The following is a 17,680-nucleotide window of genomic DNA, read 5'->3' on the forward strand; positions in this document are numbered from 1 at the left end:
TTGTTGTAAAACATTCATTTATGAAGAAAAAAGTCCTAAAGATTACTGGAATAACCCTACTTGTACTTATTGCCCTGCTTGTTGCCATTCCGCTGTTCCTTCAAGGTAAGATCAAACAGATTATTAAGGATAAGGTGAACAACAGCATCAATGCTACGTTGGATTTTGAGGATGCAGACCTAAGTTTGCTCAAAAGTTTTCCCAATGCCAATGTGGAACTCACGAACCTATCCTTGGTGAACAAGGCCCCTTTTGAAGGGGATACCTTGTTTTCTTCCTCGGATATTGAATTGACCCTATCCATCAAAGAACTTTTTAAATCGGCGGATGAGCCCATCGTGATTCAGAAGTTGAACATTGACAAAGCAAAACTGCACATTTTGGTGGATGAAAATTCAAATGCCAATTATGATATCGCAAAGGCTGATGATGAATCCCCAGCAGAGGCGACAGAAGAGTCCAGCGACAATTTCACCCTGAACATGGATTCCTATGCCATTACCAATTCCGAAATCATCTACGATGACCGTTCCAGCGGGATGCGTTTTTTGTTGGCTGAGATGAACCACTCTGGAACAGGTGACCTTTCTTTGGAGCAATCCGAATTGAAGACCATGACCGATGCTTTGGTCTCCTTTGAAATGGATAGCACCAAATACTTGAACAACAACAAAATTTCCTTGGATGCCCTCATCGGAATTGACCTAAAAGAGAGCAAATACACCTTTTTGGAAAACAAAGCCCTTATCAATCAATTGCCCTTGGTTTTTGATGGATTTGTAAAGGTCAATGAGGATAATCAAGAGGTGGATATCACCTTTAAGACACCATCCTCAGATTTTAAGAACTTTTTGGCGGTGATCCCAGAAGCCTATTCCAAGAACATCGAAACAGTTCAGACTACGGGTAATTTTGAGGTGAGCGGTGAGTTTAAGGGAATTGTGGATGACGAGCATATTCCAGCTTTCCACATTGCCATCAACTCGGATAATGCCTCTTTTAAATATCCAGATTTGCCAAAATCTGTGCAAAACGTATACATCGATACCGAAATCAACAACACTACGGGAATTACCGAAGACACTTTTGTGGACATCAAACGATTGTCATTTACCATTGATCAGGATAAATTCAATTTGGTAGCCAAAATTCGGGATTTAATGGGCAACACCAAGGTAGATGCCGACATGGATGGTAGAATCAATCTGGCCAATATTTCCCAAGCGTATCCGGTACCAGCAGATTATAATCTGAAAGGAATTTTGAATGCTGATATTGCCACCTCTTTTGATATGGAATCGTTGGAGAAAAAGCGCTATCAGAATACAAGGACAACGGGTAAAGCCTCTGTATCTGGATTTGAATATGCTTCGGAGGAGTTGAAAAATCCTGTGGTAATCAATACCGCTGCTGTTTCGTTCAATCCAGATACGGTCACTTTGGATTCCTTCCAAGGAAAAACAGGAAGCACGGATTTTGATGCCAAAGGAACCTTGACCAACTTACTTGGTTTTATGTTCAACAATGAAAATGTGGAAGGGAATTTTAATTTGACTTCCAACACCTTTGCCTTAAACGATTTTATGATGGAGGAAACCACAGAAGCTGAAACTGGTGAAACCGAGACCCCAACTTCGGGTGGAGAAGAGCGTATTAAGATTCCATCTTTCTTGGATTGCACCATTGAGGCCGCGGCCGGCACCGTTTTGTACGACAATCTTAAACTGAAGAATGTAAAAGGTACGTTGACCATCAAAGACGAGACCGCCACAGTAAAAAACTTGACTTCGGACCTTTTTGGCGGTTCTCTAGCTTTGAACGGTTCGGTATCAACCAAAGAAACTGCCTCCACCTTTGATGTGGACCTGGGGATGAGCAATTTTGGTATCAGTGAATCCTTTGCAGCGTTGGACATGTTCCAGGTATTGGCGCCATTGGCGAATGCACTTCAAGGAAAATTAAACTCTACCGTAAAAATTTCTGGAAACTTAAAGGAGGATTTCACGCCGAATCTAGCCACAATTTCTGGAAACTTGTTGGCAGAACTGCTCTCCACCAAAGTGACCACGGAAAAAGCACCATTACTTTCTGCTTTGGACAGTAAATTGAACTTTTTGGACACCAAGGAGATTGATTTGAGCGACCTAAAAACCGCTTTGAGCTTTGACAACGGTTCAGTTAAGGTAAAACCGTTTACCCTTAAGTATAAAGATATTGCCATTAATGTGGATGGAAGTCACACATTTGACAAGCAACTGCAATACAGCGCCACTTTGGACGTGCCCACAAAATATTTGGGGACTGAGGTGAACAAGCTTATCGCCCAGATGAATGACGATAGTTTAAAAGACTTGACCATTCCGGTTACCGCAAATATTGGAGGTAATTATACCAATCCCACGGTGACCACGGACCTCACTTCTGGCGTAAAAACGTTGACCACCCAGTTGGTTGAAATCCAAAAACAAAAATTGGTCAACCAAGGGAAGGACAAAGCCAAGGATTTGTTATCCGATGTGTTCAAAAAAGATGAAAACGATACAACCGCTACCAAGTCTGATGGTGTAAAAGAGGCCATTGGCGGTTTGTTGGGTGGAGAAAAGACCACAACAACTGATACTACCAAGACCGAAACGAAGGAGGACCAAGTAAAAAGTGCTGCAAAGTCCGTTTTGGGAGGTCTTTTGGGCAAGAAGAAAAAGGATACGGTGAACTAAAAATAGGGGCGGGTTAACCGCCCTTTTTTATTCCTTTATTTCCGCATTGATGTTTTCCAATATGGAATTCAAGCTGTACATCAAGGGATTGTAATGGTCAATCTCTGTAGATTGGCTGGTAATGATGAACAGTAGGATATTGTTCTCAAAAGCGACGGATTCCAAGGCGCCTAAATTACTGACCGGATTGTTGTTAGGGGGAATTCCCAATTTTTCGGACATTCCCGTGTAATCCAACAAAGTGCGAATGCTATACCCTTCATTTCGCAACACGTTTACAGAATTGTTACGCTCTTCACCAAGCATTTTTTCCTGATTGGCGATATCATCAATGGTTGATATCCAATTGGTAAGTCGGATGCGTAGGGTGTCGTTGGTAATGTCTTTCAAACTACCCGAATTGATCATCTCATTCAATAGGGAGTTGTTGGGGTTGAAAAAGATATCGTTGGTAAAAGCATCAGAAAGTAAATTGGAAAATGTTTCCTCCGAAGCTTCATTTTCCTTGCCCATCAACAAAACAATCTGTTGGGCAGCTTCATAACTTCTCCGGTTGACTTTGATGAGCTCCTCCAGCTTTATTTTGCTGATTTCAAATTCTTCTTTCAACCCTTTAAGATAAACCTGCTCTTTTTCCCGTTTGATTCGGTTGTCGTTGGCATTATCAATCGCTAAAGCAATCAATATTCCGATAACCACCAGAAAAATTTCGCCAATGGCGTAAATAAGATAATTGCTGAATTTTTTCTCGGCAATCAGTTGTTTTCTGACTTTTCTAAAGAGCTTTAACATGGCTATTGGTTGATTGTTCTGGTTGGTTTTTGAAAACTAAACTAACTATTTTTTGCACATCATTTGGATTCAAGCTTATTGGTAACCTATGGCTACGGCTACAACCAAGGCAATGGCAGCAATCAATAAAAGCAACAAAGTTGGTTTGATGGCAAACTTTAACCATTTGTTATAAGGAATATTGCAAAGGGCCAAAACGGCCATAAGTGCCCCGTTGGTAGGGACAATCATATCGGCCATGACCCCTCCATATTGAAAGGCCAAGACACAAATTTGTCGGGAGAGACCTATTAAATCGGAGAGGGGAACCAAAATGGGCATCGTCAATACGGCTTGCCCAGAATAACTTGGGACCGGAAAGTGCAAAAATGCATGAGCGACCATCATGGATACGGCAGACAATGAGGGTGAAAGATATTTCAAAGGGCCAAAAAGTCCATACACAATAGTGTCCATGATCATGCCTTCTTTTAGAATCAATGAAATGCTATTGGCAAATCCCAGAATAACACAGGCGAACATCATCTCTTTGAAACCTTCCACGTACGATTCGCCAGTGCCATTGATTCCAAGTTTGCCAATAAGTCCGACTATAATGCCCAGCGCAAAGAATGAGGCGGACATTTCATTGAAACCCCAATCCAAATAGAGAATGCCATAAATGACACCACAAAAGGTGAGTACAAGTAGCGACAGTATAATTTTACTTCGGGCCGTCATGGATTCATGGGCGGTGGGCATCTTAATTTTCTCAATCCGATTTTTGTTGGCATACCGAATCAGAAATAAGAGCCAAACCAAGAAGGCCACGGCCAAGACCACCAATCTCAATTCGCTTCCGGAAAGTAGTGGAAGCCCAGCCTCTTTTTGTGCAATCAGCACCGCAAAGGGGTTGGATGGACTAAAGGAACTGCCCATAACCGTAGACCCATAACTCATAAGTATGATGGTGAAGGTGTTGTAGCCCAGACTTTTCCCAAATAGAAGTAAAATGGGAATCATGGCAATGACTTCTTCTTGCATTCCAATGGAGACACCTCCTGCGGTATAGAGTGTAGCGACTAAAACAAGGGCCAAGGTCTCTTTTCCGTCCAAAACTTTGACCAGTTTTGCGAGTCCTTCATTCAGTGCCCCGGTTTTTTCAATCACGTAAAAGCAGCCTCCAATCAAAAAGATAAGTACAATGGTCTCTGCCCCTTCAATAAGGCCCCTAGGAATGGAAAGAATCAAGTCCAATATTGACAGACTTTCAGAATTGATTTGTTGATAGGAGTTGTTTAGGACCCTTGTTGTTCCTGTAGCCTCATCAAGTATCCGTTCATAGCTTCCTTGGGGAATGATATAGGTGAGAATCCAAGCAAAAATGATGACAGCAATGAGTATGACGAAAGCATTGGGAAATTTTTTCATCCGGTTTGGTTTTGGTTATCTAAAAGAAAAGACCTTTAGGTCTCTTTTATACTGTCAAGACTTTTGAAGGCTTATTGGATGCTTATCCCGACGTAATAGCCTTCATTCCCACGAACATTAAACACGGTGCTATCCTCAAAAATCAAATATTGTCCCTTTATGCCTTTGAGCACACCTTTGTAACTTGGCGTTTTGTCCAAATTGAGACTTTTTACTTTTTCTGGGTACTGCAACACTGGGAATTCCAAATTGGTCTCGGTATTATCCTCAATAAAATATTGAGCCGCTTCCTCGGGGATGTAAGGCTTCAATTTGGCCCTCCATTCGGTCAGGTCGAGGTCTTCAATATCATTTTTCAGCATTTTCTGCCAACTGGTTTTATCACTTACATGGTCTTTTAGGGCAACCTCCGTGATTCCGGCCAAATAGCGGTTGGGCACTTCGGCAATTTCAATGGCCTCGTGTGCTCCTTGATCTATCCATCGGGTGGGTACTTGGGATTTTCGCGTGACGCCCACTTTAACATTGCTTGAGTTGGCCAAATACACAATATGGGGCTGCAACTGCATTTTTTTCTCATATTCGAGGTTCCGGTCCTCTTTATCCAAATGAGCGGTGCTCAATTCGGGTTTCATGATCCAATCCCCGGCATGTGGAGTTTCGTAAAAACACTTTTTGCAGAATCCTTGACGGTAAATGGGTCTGTCTTCCCCACAATTAAGGCATTGGTATTTAATGAAATCAATCTGGAGTTCCCTGTTCAAGGCTTGGTTCACATTCAAAAAACCGTTGTCAAAAATCATAAAATATTGAATGGGATGACCATTTTCAGTTTGCATCTTGCGTAGAACTCCTTCGTAAAGCATGTTGGAATGAATGTTATTTATGGATTTGAAAATGAAGGCGAGAAAAGCTATTTTAGCTATGACGCCAAACTCTGTTTCTTGGTTAAATATACCTAAAATGCCAATACCATTATTCAACTCCATCGCTTCTTGGCTTTTGCGAAAGCGGTATCATCAAATTGAGCTCTTTTTGAAGTATCCGTTGGATGTTCAAGATGAGGTTTTGCGGCATTTGATTGATTTTTCACAAGACACTATGATTGGGAAGCAATACGGATTTCAAGATGTTCCCAAATATGAGGAATTTCGTAACCGGGTGCCCATCGTGAGTTATGAAGATATTGCACCCCTGATAGAGCGAACGCGTAGGGGAGAGCAGAACTTGTTTTGGCCTACCACCATAAAATGGTTCGCCAAGAGCAGCGGCACCACTAATGCCAAGAGTAAGTTTATTCCGGTGAGTATGGAGGCTTTGGAGGATTGCCATTATAAATCGAGCAAGGACTTGTTGTGCCTCTATCTGAACAATAATGAAAACTCCCAATTATTTACGGGTAAAAGTCTGCGTTTGGGCGGAAGCAAGGAACTCTATGAGGATAATGGTACTTTTTTTGGCGACCTCTCTGCTATTTTGATTGATAATATGCCCCTTTGGGCCGAATACAGCAGCACACCTAGCAATAAAGTGTCCCTAATGAGTGAGTGGGAATCCAAGTTGGAGGCTATTATTGAGGAGAGCATTCGCGAGAATGTAACCAGTTTGGCCGGAGTGCCCTCTTGGATGTTGGTTTTACTCAATCAAGTGCTGGAAAAAACAGGAAAGAACCATCTTTTTGAGATTTGGGAAAATCTGGAGGTGTATTTTCATGGAGGAGTGAGCTTCACACCGTATAAAAATCAATATAAAAAGTTGTTACCCCGCAAGAAGTTCAATTATTACGAGACCTACAATGCCTCGGAAGGTTTTTTTGGAATTCAGGACCGAAATGATTCCGATGAACTTTTACTGATGTTGGACTACGGCATTTTCTATGAGTTTATGCCGATGGATTCCCAAGGAGCCGAAACGGAGGCCATTCCGCTTTGGGAAGTGCAAACGGGGGTCAATTATGCCATGGTGATCACTACTAATGCTGGCTTGTGGCGCTACAAGATTGGCGATACGATACGATTTACCTCAAAAAATCCATACCGCATTCGAATTACAGGAAGGACCAAACATCACATTAATGTTTTTGGCGAAGAGTTGATCATTGAAAATGCAGAGGAGGCTTTAAAGCAGATTTGCCAAAAGACGGATTCGGAGATTATGGACTATACTGCAGCTCCCATTTTTATGAACGGAAGTGAAAAAGGGGGGCACGAATGGATTATTGAGTTTCGGAAACCGCCGGAGGATGTGGCCTATTTCACGGAGTTTTTGGATAATGCCCTAAAGTCGCTCAACTCAGATTATGAAGCTAAGCGATATAACAACATTACGTTGAGAATGCCCAAAGTGCATGTGGCACGGAAGAATCTATTCCATGACTGGCTAAAGTCCAAAAACAAGCTGGGCGGACAGCATAAAATTCCAAGGTTGTCCAACAACCGTGATTATATTGATGAATTGCTTCAGATGAATTAAACCCAAGAATGGGGCTTTTCTTCCAAATATAGGGTTGCTACTTTTTCAATTCTGCCCATAATCCAACCATTTATATAGGGATTTACACCTGTTGTACAATTAAACTACAGGTTGCGAAAACGTTTTCGTAGGTTTGAACGCTTTATCGAACAAACATTTCTTTTAAACAAATAAAAGAGGTGGTTCTAGCCTAAATAATGAAATTTCCCTCATCAAATCTTTGTATAAACACTAAACCGTTAACATCATGGCAGAAAAATTAGTCGTCATCTCAGACATGTGGGGCGTTAAGAAAGGTCTCTGGATCGCGTCTTACTTTGGATACCTACAACAGTATTATGATATTGCTTTTTACGATTGCCAACAATTGGGCAATGTTGATGTACCTGTATCCACTGAGGAGAATATCCACAAAGCCTTTGTAGAAGGAGGAATTGACACTGCGGTGGCACATTTGCTCAAAATAGAGAAAAAACCAAGCCACTACCTGGCGTTCAGTATTGGAGGAACCATTGCGTACAAAGCAGCTTTAAAGGGACTTCCCATGAAATCGTTGACGGCTATCTCATCAACCAGAATACGATTGGAAGACCAAAGGCCAAATGTGCCGATGAATCTAATTTATGGCGAACATGACCCCTTTAAACCGGAACTTGATTGGGCTGCAGCAGTAGGAGCAGACCTTAACGTTGTTTCCAATTTTGGTCATCACCTGTACACTGATGAAAAAATCATCTCACAAGTGTGCTTGGATCTATTGGAGCAAGTAACCAAAAAGGCGGTTTAGCCTTAGGATACCACTTTTAATTTTTTGATGGTCTCGTAGGAAAGTTTTTCCTCAGCATAGGCCTTGGTCACCTTGAACTCATTTTCATCACTGCTGGGCAATGTAAACATGGCATCGGTGAAAACAGCCTCACAAAGTGAGCGAAGTCCACGAGCACCAAGTTTGTATTCAACAGCCTTTTCAACGATATAGTTCAATGCCTGTTCGGTAATGGTAAAGGTGATACCGTCCATGGCAAAAAGCTTTTCGTATTGCTTGATGATGGCATTCTTGGGTTCCGTTAGTATGGCGCGAAGCGTTTTGGCATCCAGAGGGTTCATATGAGTAAGTACGGGAAGCCTTCCGATAATTTCTGGAATCAAGCCAAACTCCTTTAAGTCCTTTGGAATGATATATTGAAGGATATTCTGGTTGTCCAGTTTATCCTCGGCTTTTGAGGCGGCATATCCTACGGCCTGCATGTTCAAGCGTTTGGTGATGATGCGCTCAATACCATCAAAGGCACCTCCGGCCACAAAAAGTATGTTTTCAGTATTGACTTCGATGAATTTTTGGTCTGGGTGTTTACGACCTCCTTTTGGTGGAACATTCACCGTAGTGCCTTCCAACAATTTAAGAAGTCCTTGTTGCACCCCTTCACCAGAAACATCACGGGTTATGGATGGATTGTCGCTTTTGCGGGCAATCTTGTCAATTTCATCAATAAAAACAATGCCCCGTTCCGCTTTTTCAAGATTGTAATCGGCGGCCTGCAACAAACGGGTCAGGATACTTTCAACATCTTCACCTACATAACCGGCCTCTGTAAGTACGGTAGCATCAACAATGGCCAAAGGAACGTTTAACATTCGAGCTATAGTTTTAGCAATCAGGGTTTTACCTGTACCTGTTTGCCCAACCATTATAATGTTACTTTTTTGAATCTCTACATCGCTATCCTTGCTTTTAGGTTGCAGGAGTCTTTTGTAGTGATTGTAAACGGCAACGGACATTACTTTTTTGGTACGTTCCTGTCCAATAACGAAGGTGTCCAGGAAATCACTGATTTCCATGGGTTTCTTCAATACCAGCTCTGATGATAAATCTTGATTTTTAGATTGTTTGGACTCTTCCGCAACAATGCTATGGGCTTGTTCAATACATCTGTCGCAGATGTGGGCGTCAAGACCGGCAATCAATAAATTGGTCTCTGGCTTCTTTCTTCCACAAAATGAACATTCCAAGTTTTCCTTTGCCATATATCTCTAGCTCATGATTCTTCAACCACTAATAACGCAAAAAAAATGATTTTGGTCTAAAAATAAGTAGTTGATATTTAATTAATTGTACTCTTAGGAGGATTTTTCCCTTACTAAAATTTCATCGATCATACCATATTCTTTGGCTTCATCTGCCTTCATCCAGTAGTCACGATCACTGTCCTCATACACTTTGTCGTAAGACTGGCCAGAATGTTTCGCTATGATCTCATATAATTCCCCTTTTATCTTAAGCACCTCTTTTGCTGCGATTTCAATATCGCTAGCTTGGCCTTGTGCACCAGATAATGGTTGGTGGATCATTACACGAGAGTGTGTCAATCCACTTCGTTTTCCTTCCTGTCCAGCGCAAAGCAATACGGCGGCCATAGAAGCGGCAATACCGGTACAGATGGTAGCAACATCAGGTTTTATAAATTGCATGGTATCGTAAATACCCAATCCTGCATAAACACTTCCTCCGGGGGAGTTGATGTATATTTGGATGTCTTTGGAAGCATCCGAACTTTCCAAGAAGAGCAACTGTGCTTGAACGATATTGGCCACTTGGTCATTGATGCCAGTTCCCAAAAATATGATTCGGTCCATCATCAATCTGGAGAAAACATCCATGGCGATAGCGTTCAACTGGCGTTCCTCAATAATATTGGGGGTCATGTTCATGGGGTACATGGTACTCATGATCTTATCATAGTACATGCTGTTTATTCCATGATGCTGGGTAGCGTATTTTTTGAATTCTTTTCCGTAATCCATAGGATTTCTTTGAGATTATCTTAAAAAAAAGGTGCCGAAAAATTAGCTTTTCGGCACCGTAAAGATACTTAATATTTCTTTTAGCCCAAGGCTAGCTGTATGCCTCTTTGACAAAGTCATCATAAGTGACCTCTTTTACCTTAAGATTGGCCTTTTCTTTGTAAAGATCCAATAGCTTTTGGCTCATCAATTGTTCTGATAGGCGTTTTACCTCATCCTGATTCCCCAAAACGCGGCTGGCAATGTTCTCCAACTCTTCTTCTTTTGGGTCTAGATGACCGTATTGGGCCATTTGGGATTTAATGAAACCTTTTGCAAATTCCTTCAATTCATCAAATTGTACCTGAAGGTTGTTGTCTTGAATGATTTTACCTTCTATAAGTTGGTAACGAAGTCCTTTTTCGGATTTCTCGTACTCATCTTTGGCTTCATCTTCAGAAAGAACATTTTCTCCACTGATTTGAATCCATTTTTTCAAGAAGTCCGCAGGAAGCTCAAATTTGGTCTCGTCAATCAGCTTTTCGGTGATATCGTTCAACAATTTTTGGTCGGATTGCTGCTCGAATTGTTTTTCAGAATCTTCTTTGATTCGGTCCTTCAATTCTTTTTCAGAGGACACTTTGCCTTCCCCAAAAAGTTTATTGAACAATTCTTGGTCAAGTTTTGCAGGTTCCCGTTCGTTGATTTCCTCAATGGTGAACGTCACATCCACACTCAATTTATCAGCCTTGTCGCGGGCAATGCCCAAAGCGCTTGATAATAGGTAATCCTCTTTAAAAAGACCTTTGGTGGCAAGGGTCACAATGTCACCGACTTTTTTACCAACAAGGGCGTCAACTGCTTTTTTACTCTTGATTTTGCTAAGTTCAATTGTGGTTTTGTGGTCGATGTCTTCTGCTTCATTGGCAAAGGAACCGGTTACCTCATCATTCTTGCCTACTTCATCTTTGGAAACCAGTTTCCCGTATTGCTTTTGAATACGTTCCACTTGCTCGTCAATCATTTTTTTGTCGGCCACAATTTTGTATTGGGTGACGGCCTTTTTAGTCTTCAATTGCACATCGAAGTTAGGGGCCAATCCCAATTCAAATTCAAAATCGAGATTTTCGTTTTCCCAATCGAAATTATCTTGTTGTTTGGGAAGTGGATTACCCAAAACATCCAATTTTTCTTCGGTAAGGTATTTGTTGAGATTGTCTTGCAATAATTTGTTCACCTCATCCACCAAAACGGCTTTACCGTATTGTTTTTTGATAAGTCCCATGGGCACTTGTCCTTTTCGGAACCCTGGAATATTGGCTTGTTTTCTATAGTCTTTCAGGATTTTTTCTACTTTGTCCTGATAGTCCTCTTTACTGATGGCGACTTTTACAACTGCATTAAGATCGTCAATCTGCTCTTTAGTAATGTTCATCTCCTACCTAATTTGCTATTCAAAAATGGGTGGCAAAAGTAATGCATTTTTGGTTTGGCAGCAACTTTTTAAAGCCTTGAATGTCAAACAAAATACATTCTATGCATCTTCTTTGAGGATAGAGTGCAAAATGGATTGCAAAAAGGAGAGTAAAAGGCTAAAAATTAGGGCCCACCAAATGTTCACTACTTGAAAGCCATCGATGACATTGGCGGCAATCAAAATAATGATTGCATTAATGATCAAAAGGAAAAGCCCGAGCGTGACAATGGTGATGGGGAGGGTTAAAATGACTAGGATGGGTTTTACGATAAAGTTGAGAATGCTCAAAACCACGGCAACTATAATGGCGGTAAGCATGGAATCAACACCTACACCAGGTAGAATATAGGATAGAATGACTACTGCCAAAGCATTTAATAAGAGTCTTAAAATTAGCTTCATAAATATATTTTTAAGGTTGTTATACTAAAAAAGGCACCGTAAAAACGGTGCCTTCAAGATAATGAAATAAAACGTTGTTTAGTTAATGTACAGTCCTGTATAATTCAATGGTTCAACATCGGGCAATACGGCACCGTATTTGTCTTCAATTGCTTCTAAGAAGGCATTGGCCAGAATAGCGTAGCCTCTGGGCGATGGGTGTACACCGTCAAGGGAAAAACCACCACCTGTAGCAAAATCTGCAGTGACAAGACTTCCATCAGCCTGCACAAATCCAGTCGCTTTTAATTCGTTCAAAAGGGAATTGGCATCAACAAAAGCCAAATCGTAGGCAGTTGCCAAAGCCTGAATGGTTTGGTTGTAAGCTGCCAATGCGTTTTCAACCAATGTTTGCTCCTCGGGAGTCAACACCCATCGGTCTGCTAAAGGAACCGCAACACCATTTATGGAGGTTGGATCAGCTGGATTGGCCAAAGTGCCTATAAAAGTACTTGCGGTAAGGACCAATAAATCCTCTGCGGTAGCCTGTCGCATATTGATTAAAGCGGGATTGAATCCTGTTAAATCGGTAAGGTCTTCATCTATGATCACCACTGCATTTCCTTCACCTGGTGAAAAGGTAATGGTTCTTTGTGTCAATTCATCTTCGGTGATGACGCTTAATTGTTGTAACTGGGCCAATCCTGCGTTGTAAGCACCGTAGGCACCGTTTAAAAGGGTAGCGGTGGCTTCATCCAAAGGAACAGGGTTATGTGGAACGGTTGTAAAATAAGGTATGTCTGTGACGTTGGGCAAATTGGCAATAACCCCATCGGCTCCATTGGCGGTCAAAGCTTGCAGAATGGCATCAAGCGATCCAGCAAAAACCATAGGGTCCGTAAGGTCATTTCTAGCATAGCTACTTGGGTCAGGATTTCCAGCTTGGTCAATTCCAGCCCCTCCACCTGTGGCATACAACAATACGTCATTGGCTCCCGTCCAAAGGGAAAAAAACGAGGGGTTTTGCGCTGCGGCATCACCAATTACGGTTGCACTTTCTCCTGATGAAAACCGAACAAAATACGGGTTTGCGGCACCTATGGCCAAACCGGCCAAGCTACCATATCCGGGAGCAAGAAGCTCATAGCTTTTAGAACCAGGTACTCCCATATTGTTGAAAGGCCCGGAAAGTTTGTTGGTGATTTCGGTACTGCCCGTTCCAGCTACCGGAGTAGGAGCAGGACCACTGGCAGCAAAGGCCAAAATCAATCGGTTGCCGATATCTGGTGAACCATCCATGTTGGCATCGGTCTCTCCACCAATGGTTGCGCCTCCCAAGTTATCCGCCATAAAGGGGATTTCAAAAGAGCCACCACCAACTTGTGCAAAACTGGCTGCCAGCATATTGGGAAATGACGCTTCCTGGCCCGCTCTAAAAAGCGCATTGTCAGAGAAACCTGCCGTTAGGGAGTTTCCTACGGCAACATAATTTGAAAAGTCTGCGGTTCCAGCAGTGTACTCTATGGGGTCTGGTGTGTTGTCAATTGGGGTGGAATCTTCTTCACATGCAATCAAGAATAAGCCTAAGAAGGGAAGTAAGGCATACAACTTTTTCATATCCAAAATCTGTTTGAGTTAAGTTTGTGTTTAAACCAGAATTAACCAAAACTAGGTCAAATTTGTTATACAGACAATAAAATGGACAAAAAAATTATGCATGCATAATAAAAAGGTGGAAATTTTATGAATTTAGGAAGTTGAGGGTCTTTTCAAAAAACTGCTTTGGATTTTCTGCATGCAACCAATGCCCGGCCTTATCAATGGTTTCAATTTCAGCTTTTGGGAAATGGCGACGGATTTCCGGGAAGTCATTCGGTTGGATATATTCAGAACGATCCCCGCGAACAAATAGGGCAGGGCCATCATAAATGGCGTTGGAAACGATGTTCTCCCCAATCTCTTCCATGCGGTCTTTCAGCACGTCATAATTGAAACGGAATCCCAACTTTTCTTTCTCGACCCAATATAGATTTTTGAGTAAAAACTGTCGAACCCCTCTATCCTTTATGTAGTTTGAAAGTTCGTCATCCGCTTCCCTTCGGTCCGTTATTTTGTCAAAATCCAAATGGGAAAGACCATTGAATATAAATTGATGATGGGGTGGATAAAATTTTGGAGCGATGTCGGCCACAATCAGTTTAGTGACCCGTTCTGGATGTGAAGTGGCCAGTTGCATTGCTGTTTTTCCACCCATGGAATGACCCAAAACAAAGGCAGAGTCTATATGGTGATGGTCCATGTAATTGATGACATCTTCACTCAACAGCTCATAGTTGAACGCTTCGGAATGAAAGCTTTTACCGTGGTTACGTTGGTCCACTAAGTGCACTTGAAGTCCATGCTCCGCATATTGGGAGCCAAGGGTCTTCCAATTGTCCGACATGCCCAAAAAGCCATGTAGGATGATGAATGATTTTCCTTCGCCCTCTATTTTGGAATGTAAAATCTCCATTATTTCAATTTGTTCAAGTACATGTTGATGACATTTTCTATCCCCAAGTAAATGGACTCACAAATAAGGGCGTGGCCAATGGAAACTTCCAATAGATGGGGAATATGCTCCTTAAAGAACTTGATGTTGTCCAGACTAAGGTCGTGTCCCGCATTAATGCCCAAACCTACTTCGTGTGCCATGTTGGCAGCATCAATAAATGGTTGAATGCTTTCTTTTGTTTTTCCTTGGTCGTACAAATGGGCAAAACTTTCTGTGTAGAGCTCAATGCGGTCCGTTCCAGTTTCCGCAGCACCTTTCACCATCTCAACGTTGGGGTCTACAAAAATGGAGGTGCGAATACCATTTGCTTTGAAGGTTTTAATGACATCCACCAAAAAATCCTTGTGTTTCAGCGTATCCCAACCCGCGTTGGAGGTAATGGCATCTTCGGCATCGGGCACCAAGGTCACTTGGGTGGGCCTTACTTCCAGCACTAAATCGATAAAACTGGGAATGGGGTTGCCTTCAATATTGTATTCTGTAGTGACCACCTTTTTAAGGTCACGGGCATCTTGGTAACGGATATGGCGTTCATCCGGTCTTGGATGAATGGTAATGCCCTGTGCGCCAAAAGACTCGATATCTTGGGCCGAAGTGATGAGGTTGGGTACGTTGCCGCCCCTTGAATTTCGTAAAGTTGCCAGTTTATTTATGTTGACACTTAACTTTGTCATGAAGTTCTTTTTTAGATTGGCAAAAATAAGAATTAGGCATGCCTTTTGCGATTTAAAATTAGTATTTTGCACCTAATAGCGTTTCTATGCAGATTCAAAGCCAAATTGTAACTACCGTTCCTGTATATGAGGTGTCCGAAACCTTAAAGGATGTTATTCAATTTTTTGAAGAGACCACGTATTCCCATGTGGCCATTACGGAAAATGGGGTCTATTTGGGCTTGTTGTCCGAAAATGACCTACTCTGTTTTGAGCCCGATAAAAAGATTGAGGAGTTCAGGTACGAGCTGGAAAGCTTTTTTGTGACCAAGGAAACCTCTTGGTTGGACGTACTTGAAATGTTCTCGCGAAATGAAGCCAACATCTTGCCCATTTTGGATGAGAACCAAATCATTACAGGGTATTACGATCTGGAAGATGTGGTGAGCGTGTTCATAGATACGCCTTTCTTTAAAGAACCCGGGGCCATGCTTGTGGTTTCCACCGGAATCAAGGATTATTCCTTCAGCGAGATTGCACAGATAGTGGAAAGTAACAATGCCCGTCTTTTGGGCGCTTTCATTACCGATACGGAAAATGACATTGTGGAAATTACCTTAAAAATAGGTTCCCAAAATTTTAATGAAGTGGCCCAAACTTTCAGACGATATAACTACAGCATTGTCTTTGGAAATAGTGATGACCAGTTTTTGGAAGATTTAAAGCAACGGTCAGATTATTTGGAAAAATACCTTAACGTTTAGCATGAAGGTCGCTATTTACGGTCAAACATTTCTGGACGATGACAGAACCTGTATGCTGGAACTTTTGGATGAACTCCAAAAGATAACCGCAAAGGTTTATATTGAAGAAAAATTTGTTCAACTGGTCTCTGGATTTTCCAAGGAACTTTTTAAGGGTACGTTTTCGCAATCCGAAGGATTGGATTCCACTTTTGATATGTTCGTGAGTTTTGGGGGTGACGGAACCATGTTGCGTGCCGTTACTTATATTAAGGACTATGGTATTCCTATTGTGGGGGTGAACACAGGTCGACTTGGATTTTTGTCCACCTTTAAAAAGGAAAGTGTACGAAAACTGGTCACTGAATTTGTGGCCGGACATTATATGGTAGAGGAACGGACCTTGGTAGAGGTAGAGCTTAATTCCGATTTGGATGAATTCAAAGGACTCAACTTTGCCCTGAATGAAGTCACGGTAAGCCGGAAGGATACCACCTCCATGATCACCGTTGAAACCTATTTGAATGATGAATACCTCACATCGTACTGGTCAGATGGTCTTATTGTTTCCACGCCAACGGGGTCTACAGGATATTCGTTGAGCTGTGGTGGACCTGTGATTGCGCCATCGGCAAAAGCCTTGGTGCTCACTCCAATTGCCCCGCATAATTTAAATGCACGTCCGTTGGTCATTTCAGATGATACCGAGATACGGTTACGGGTTTCCGGTCGAGAGCAGACCCATTTGGTATCCTTGGATTCCAGAATAGCGGATATTCCCAACGGCAAGGAAATCAAGATAAAAAAGTCCAATTTTACCATCAAGATGATTGAGTATACATCAGAGAGCTTTTTAAAAACACTTCGGAATAAATTACTTTGGGGGGAGGATAGAAGGAATTGAGCACTTCAACAACAATAAATGAGAGTAAAAACTGTTTAACAAAGGAGAACAATCATAACGGAATACTTATTGACCTTCCTTTACTCTTAATACGTGAAATTTTTTGGATAGTATGCGAATAGTTTTGGCTATTTTTTTGTGCTGCGTGCTCAAGGTCAGTGCACAGACCTATGAGATTGGAGTCTTTGCAGGTGGAGCCAACGTAATTGGAGATGTGGGAAGGACCAACTATATCTTGCCCTCCGGACCTGCGTTTGGCGGTATCTTTAAATGGAACAAGAGCAAAAGGTATGCTTGGCGTGCCAGTGTTTTGTATGGCGATGTAAAATTGGACGATACAAAATCTCACATGCAATCCCGTCAACAAAGGGGCTATGTTTTGGATAATTCCATCCTAGAGACTTCTTTGGGGTTGGAATTTAACTTTGTGGAATACAATCTTCATAAGCTCGGACCCGCCTTCACACCCTATCTTTATACGGGTTTGACCTACTTCCGGTATGATTTTATGTATTTTGATGCCCTTCAAGTGCAGGATATTAACCAAAAAGAAGGTAGTTTTGCAATTCCAATGACGGTTGGGGCAAAGTATCGGTTAAATCAATTCCTGATTCTTGGCGCCGAAATTGGAGCCAGGTATACATTTACGGACAATTTGGACGCAAGTAACCCCGAAGGTTCCAATTTTGAGCAATTTAGATTCGGCAATATATTGAGCGATGACTGGTATGTTTTCACTGGGTTTACATTAACGTACACCTTTGGACGCAAGCCCTGCCAGGATTGTTTTCAATAA

The 17,680-nt window shown here is 41.9% G+C and carries 16 protein-coding genes; 6 read left to right on the top strand and 10 right to left on the bottom strand.

Annotated features, from left to right (window positions below; translation table 11 throughout):
* Window positions 1–20: 20 nt before the first annotated feature.
* Entirely contained in the window at window positions 21–2,717 is a 2,697-nt protein-coding gene (locus ACFSJE_RS05905) for an AsmA family protein (RefSeq protein WP_379830063.1), read from the top strand.
* 27 nt (window positions 2,718–2,744) lie between these two features.
* On the opposite strand, the gene ACFSJE_RS05910 is transcribed toward ACFSJE_RS05905, so the two are convergent.
* The 3 genes from ACFSJE_RS05910 to ACFSJE_RS05920 form a co-directional block, all read right to left on the bottom strand.
* The gene (locus ACFSJE_RS05910) at window positions 2,745–3,509 is read right to left on the bottom strand and encodes a DUF6090 family protein (RefSeq protein ID WP_379830064.1); all 765 of its coding nucleotides are present in this window, start codon (window positions 3,507–3,509) and stop codon (window positions 2,745–2,747) included.
* Between the two features lie 75 nt (window positions 3,510–3,584).
* A complete protein-coding gene (locus ACFSJE_RS05915; RefSeq protein ID WP_379830065.1) occupies window positions 3,585–4,919 on the bottom strand; it encodes a YfcC family protein in 1,335 nt (444 codons plus the stop codon).
* A gap of 71 nt (window positions 4,920–4,990) precedes the next feature.
* The gene (locus ACFSJE_RS05920; RefSeq protein WP_379830331.1) at window positions 4,991–5,785 is read right to left on the bottom strand and encodes a DUF2797 domain-containing protein; all 795 of its coding nucleotides are present in this window, start codon (window positions 5,783–5,785) and stop codon (window positions 4,991–4,993) included.
* Window positions 5,786–5,882: 97 nt separating this feature from the next.
* Here ACFSJE_RS05920 and ACFSJE_RS05925 point away from each other — a divergent pair, with 97 nt between their 5' ends.
* Window positions 5,883–7,391: a GH3 auxin-responsive promoter family protein gene (locus ACFSJE_RS05925; protein ID WP_379830066.1), complete on the top strand. Its 1,509-nt coding sequence runs from the start codon at window positions 5,883–5,885 to the stop codon at window positions 7,389–7,391.
* Between the two features lie 247 nt (window positions 7,392–7,638).
* Complete coding sequence (locus ACFSJE_RS05930) at window positions 7,639–8,178, top strand: alpha/beta fold hydrolase (protein ID WP_379830067.1); 540 nt, start codon at window positions 7,639–7,641, stop codon at window positions 8,176–8,178.
* Window positions 8,179–8,180: 2 nt separating this feature from the next.
* Here ACFSJE_RS05930 and clpX read toward each other — a convergent pair whose 3' ends face one another.
* The 7 genes from clpX to ACFSJE_RS05965 all read right to left on the bottom strand — a co-directional run bounded on the left by clpX (window position 8,181) and on the right by ACFSJE_RS05965 (window position 15,258).
* Entirely contained in the window at window positions 8,181–9,416 is a 1,236-nt protein-coding gene (clpX, locus tag ACFSJE_RS05935) for an ATP-dependent Clp protease ATP-binding subunit ClpX (protein WP_379830068.1), read from the bottom strand.
* 93 nt (window positions 9,417–9,509) lie between these two features.
* Window positions 9,510–10,193 carry an ATP-dependent Clp endopeptidase proteolytic subunit ClpP gene (clpP, locus tag ACFSJE_RS05940; protein WP_379830069.1) on the bottom strand — a complete coding sequence of 228 codons (684 nt, stop codon included), beginning with the start codon at window positions 10,191–10,193 and terminating at the stop codon, window positions 9,510–9,512.
* 91 nt (window positions 10,194–10,284) lie between these two features.
* Window positions 10,285–11,607 carry a trigger factor gene (tig, locus tag ACFSJE_RS05945; protein ID WP_379830070.1) on the bottom strand — a complete coding sequence of 441 codons (1,323 nt, stop codon included), beginning with the start codon at window positions 11,605–11,607 and terminating at the stop codon, window positions 10,285–10,287.
* A gap of 99 nt (window positions 11,608–11,706) precedes the next feature.
* Complete coding sequence (locus tag ACFSJE_RS05950) at window positions 11,707–12,051, bottom strand: phage holin family protein (RefSeq protein WP_379830071.1); 345 nt, start codon at window positions 12,049–12,051, stop codon at window positions 11,707–11,709.
* A gap of 78 nt (window positions 12,052–12,129) precedes the next feature.
* Window positions 12,130–13,647 carry a G-D-S-L family lipolytic protein gene (locus ACFSJE_RS05955; protein WP_379830072.1) on the bottom strand — a complete coding sequence of 506 codons (1,518 nt, stop codon included), beginning with the start codon at window positions 13,645–13,647 and terminating at the stop codon, window positions 12,130–12,132.
* A 124-nt stretch (window positions 13,648–13,771) separates the two neighbouring features.
* Window positions 13,772–14,542, bottom strand: a complete 771-nt coding sequence (locus ACFSJE_RS05960; protein WP_379830073.1) for an alpha/beta fold hydrolase — start codon at window positions 14,540–14,542, stop codon at window positions 13,772–13,774.
* Window positions 14,542–15,258 (bottom strand): pyridoxine 5'-phosphate synthase, encoded by a 717-nt coding sequence (locus ACFSJE_RS05965; RefSeq protein WP_379830074.1) that lies wholly within the window; start codon window positions 15,256–15,258, stop codon window positions 14,542–14,544. The genes ACFSJE_RS05960 and ACFSJE_RS05965 overlap by 1 nt, the downstream gene beginning before the upstream one ends.
* Window positions 15,259–15,344: 86 nt before the next feature.
* On the opposite strand from ACFSJE_RS05965, the gene ACFSJE_RS05970 reads away from it, so the two are divergent.
* From ACFSJE_RS05970 to porG, 3 genes are all read left to right on the top strand, one after another.
* Entirely contained in the window at window positions 15,345–16,001 is a 657-nt protein-coding gene (locus tag ACFSJE_RS05970; RefSeq protein WP_379830075.1) for a CBS domain-containing protein, read from the top strand.
* A 1-nt stretch (window position 16,002) separates the two neighbouring features.
* Window positions 16,003–16,884 carry an NAD kinase gene (locus tag ACFSJE_RS05975; protein WP_379830076.1) on the top strand — a complete coding sequence of 294 codons (882 nt, stop codon included), beginning with the start codon at window positions 16,003–16,005 and terminating at the stop codon, window positions 16,882–16,884.
* 112 nt (window positions 16,885–16,996) lie between these two features.
* Window positions 16,997–17,680, top strand: a complete 684-nt coding sequence (porG, locus tag ACFSJE_RS05980) for a type IX secretion system protein PorG (protein WP_379830077.1) — start codon at window positions 16,997–16,999, stop codon at window positions 17,678–17,680.

This window comes from Flagellimonas iocasae (assembly GCF_042682725.1).
GTDB lineage: Bacteria > Bacteroidota > Bacteroidia > Flavobacteriales > Flavobacteriaceae > Flagellimonas > Flagellimonas iocasae.

Coding starts and splice junctions, on each gene's coding strand:
- ACFSJE_RS05955 (WP_379830072.1), bottom strand. CDS start 13,647: ATGAAAAAGTTGTATGCCTTACTTCCCTTCTTAGGCTTATTCTTGATT.
- porG (WP_379830077.1), top strand. CDS start 16,997: ATGCGAATAGTTTTGGCTATTTTTTTGTGCTGCGTGCTCAAGGTCAGT.
- ACFSJE_RS05970 (WP_379830075.1), top strand. CDS start 15,345: ATGCAGATTCAAAGCCAAATTGTAACTACCGTTCCTGTATATGAGGTG.
- ACFSJE_RS05905 (WP_379830063.1), top strand. CDS start 21: ATGAAGAAAAAAGTCCTAAAGATTACTGGAATAACCCTACTTGTACTT.
- ACFSJE_RS05965 (WP_379830074.1), bottom strand. CDS start 15,258: ATGACAAAGTTAAGTGTCAACATAAATAAACTGGCAACTTTACGAAAT.
- ACFSJE_RS05910 (WP_379830064.1), bottom strand. CDS start 3,509: ATGTTAAAGCTCTTTAGAAAAGTCAGAAAACAACTGATTGCCGAGAAA.
- ACFSJE_RS05960 (WP_379830073.1), bottom strand. CDS start 14,542: ATGGAGATTTTACATTCCAAAATAGAGGGCGAAGGAAAATCATTCATC.
- ACFSJE_RS05975 (WP_379830076.1), top strand. CDS start 16,003: ATGAAGGTCGCTATTTACGGTCAAACATTTCTGGACGATGACAGAACC.
- ACFSJE_RS05925 (WP_379830066.1), top strand. CDS start 5,883: ATGCCAATACCATTATTCAACTCCATCGCTTCTTGGCTTTTGCGAAAG.
- tig (WP_379830070.1), bottom strand. CDS start 11,607: ATGAACATTACTAAAGAGCAGATTGACGATCTTAATGCAGTTGTAAAA.
- ACFSJE_RS05915 (WP_379830065.1), bottom strand. CDS start 4,919: ATGAAAAAATTTCCCAATGCTTTCGTCATACTCATTGCTGTCATCATT.
- ACFSJE_RS05920 (WP_379830331.1), bottom strand. CDS start 5,785: ATGCTTTACGAAGGAGTTCTACGCAAGATGCAAACTGAAAATGGTCAT.
- ACFSJE_RS05950 (WP_379830071.1), bottom strand. CDS start 12,051: ATGAAGCTAATTTTAAGACTCTTATTAAATGCTTTGGCAGTAGTCATT.
- clpP (WP_379830069.1), bottom strand. CDS start 10,193: ATGGATTACGGAAAAGAATTCAAAAAATACGCTACCCAGCATCATGGA.
- ACFSJE_RS05930 (WP_379830067.1), top strand. CDS start 7,639: ATGGCAGAAAAATTAGTCGTCATCTCAGACATGTGGGGCGTTAAGAAA.
- clpX (WP_379830068.1), bottom strand. CDS start 9,416: ATGGCAAAGGAAAACTTGGAATGTTCATTTTGTGGAAGAAAGAAGCCA.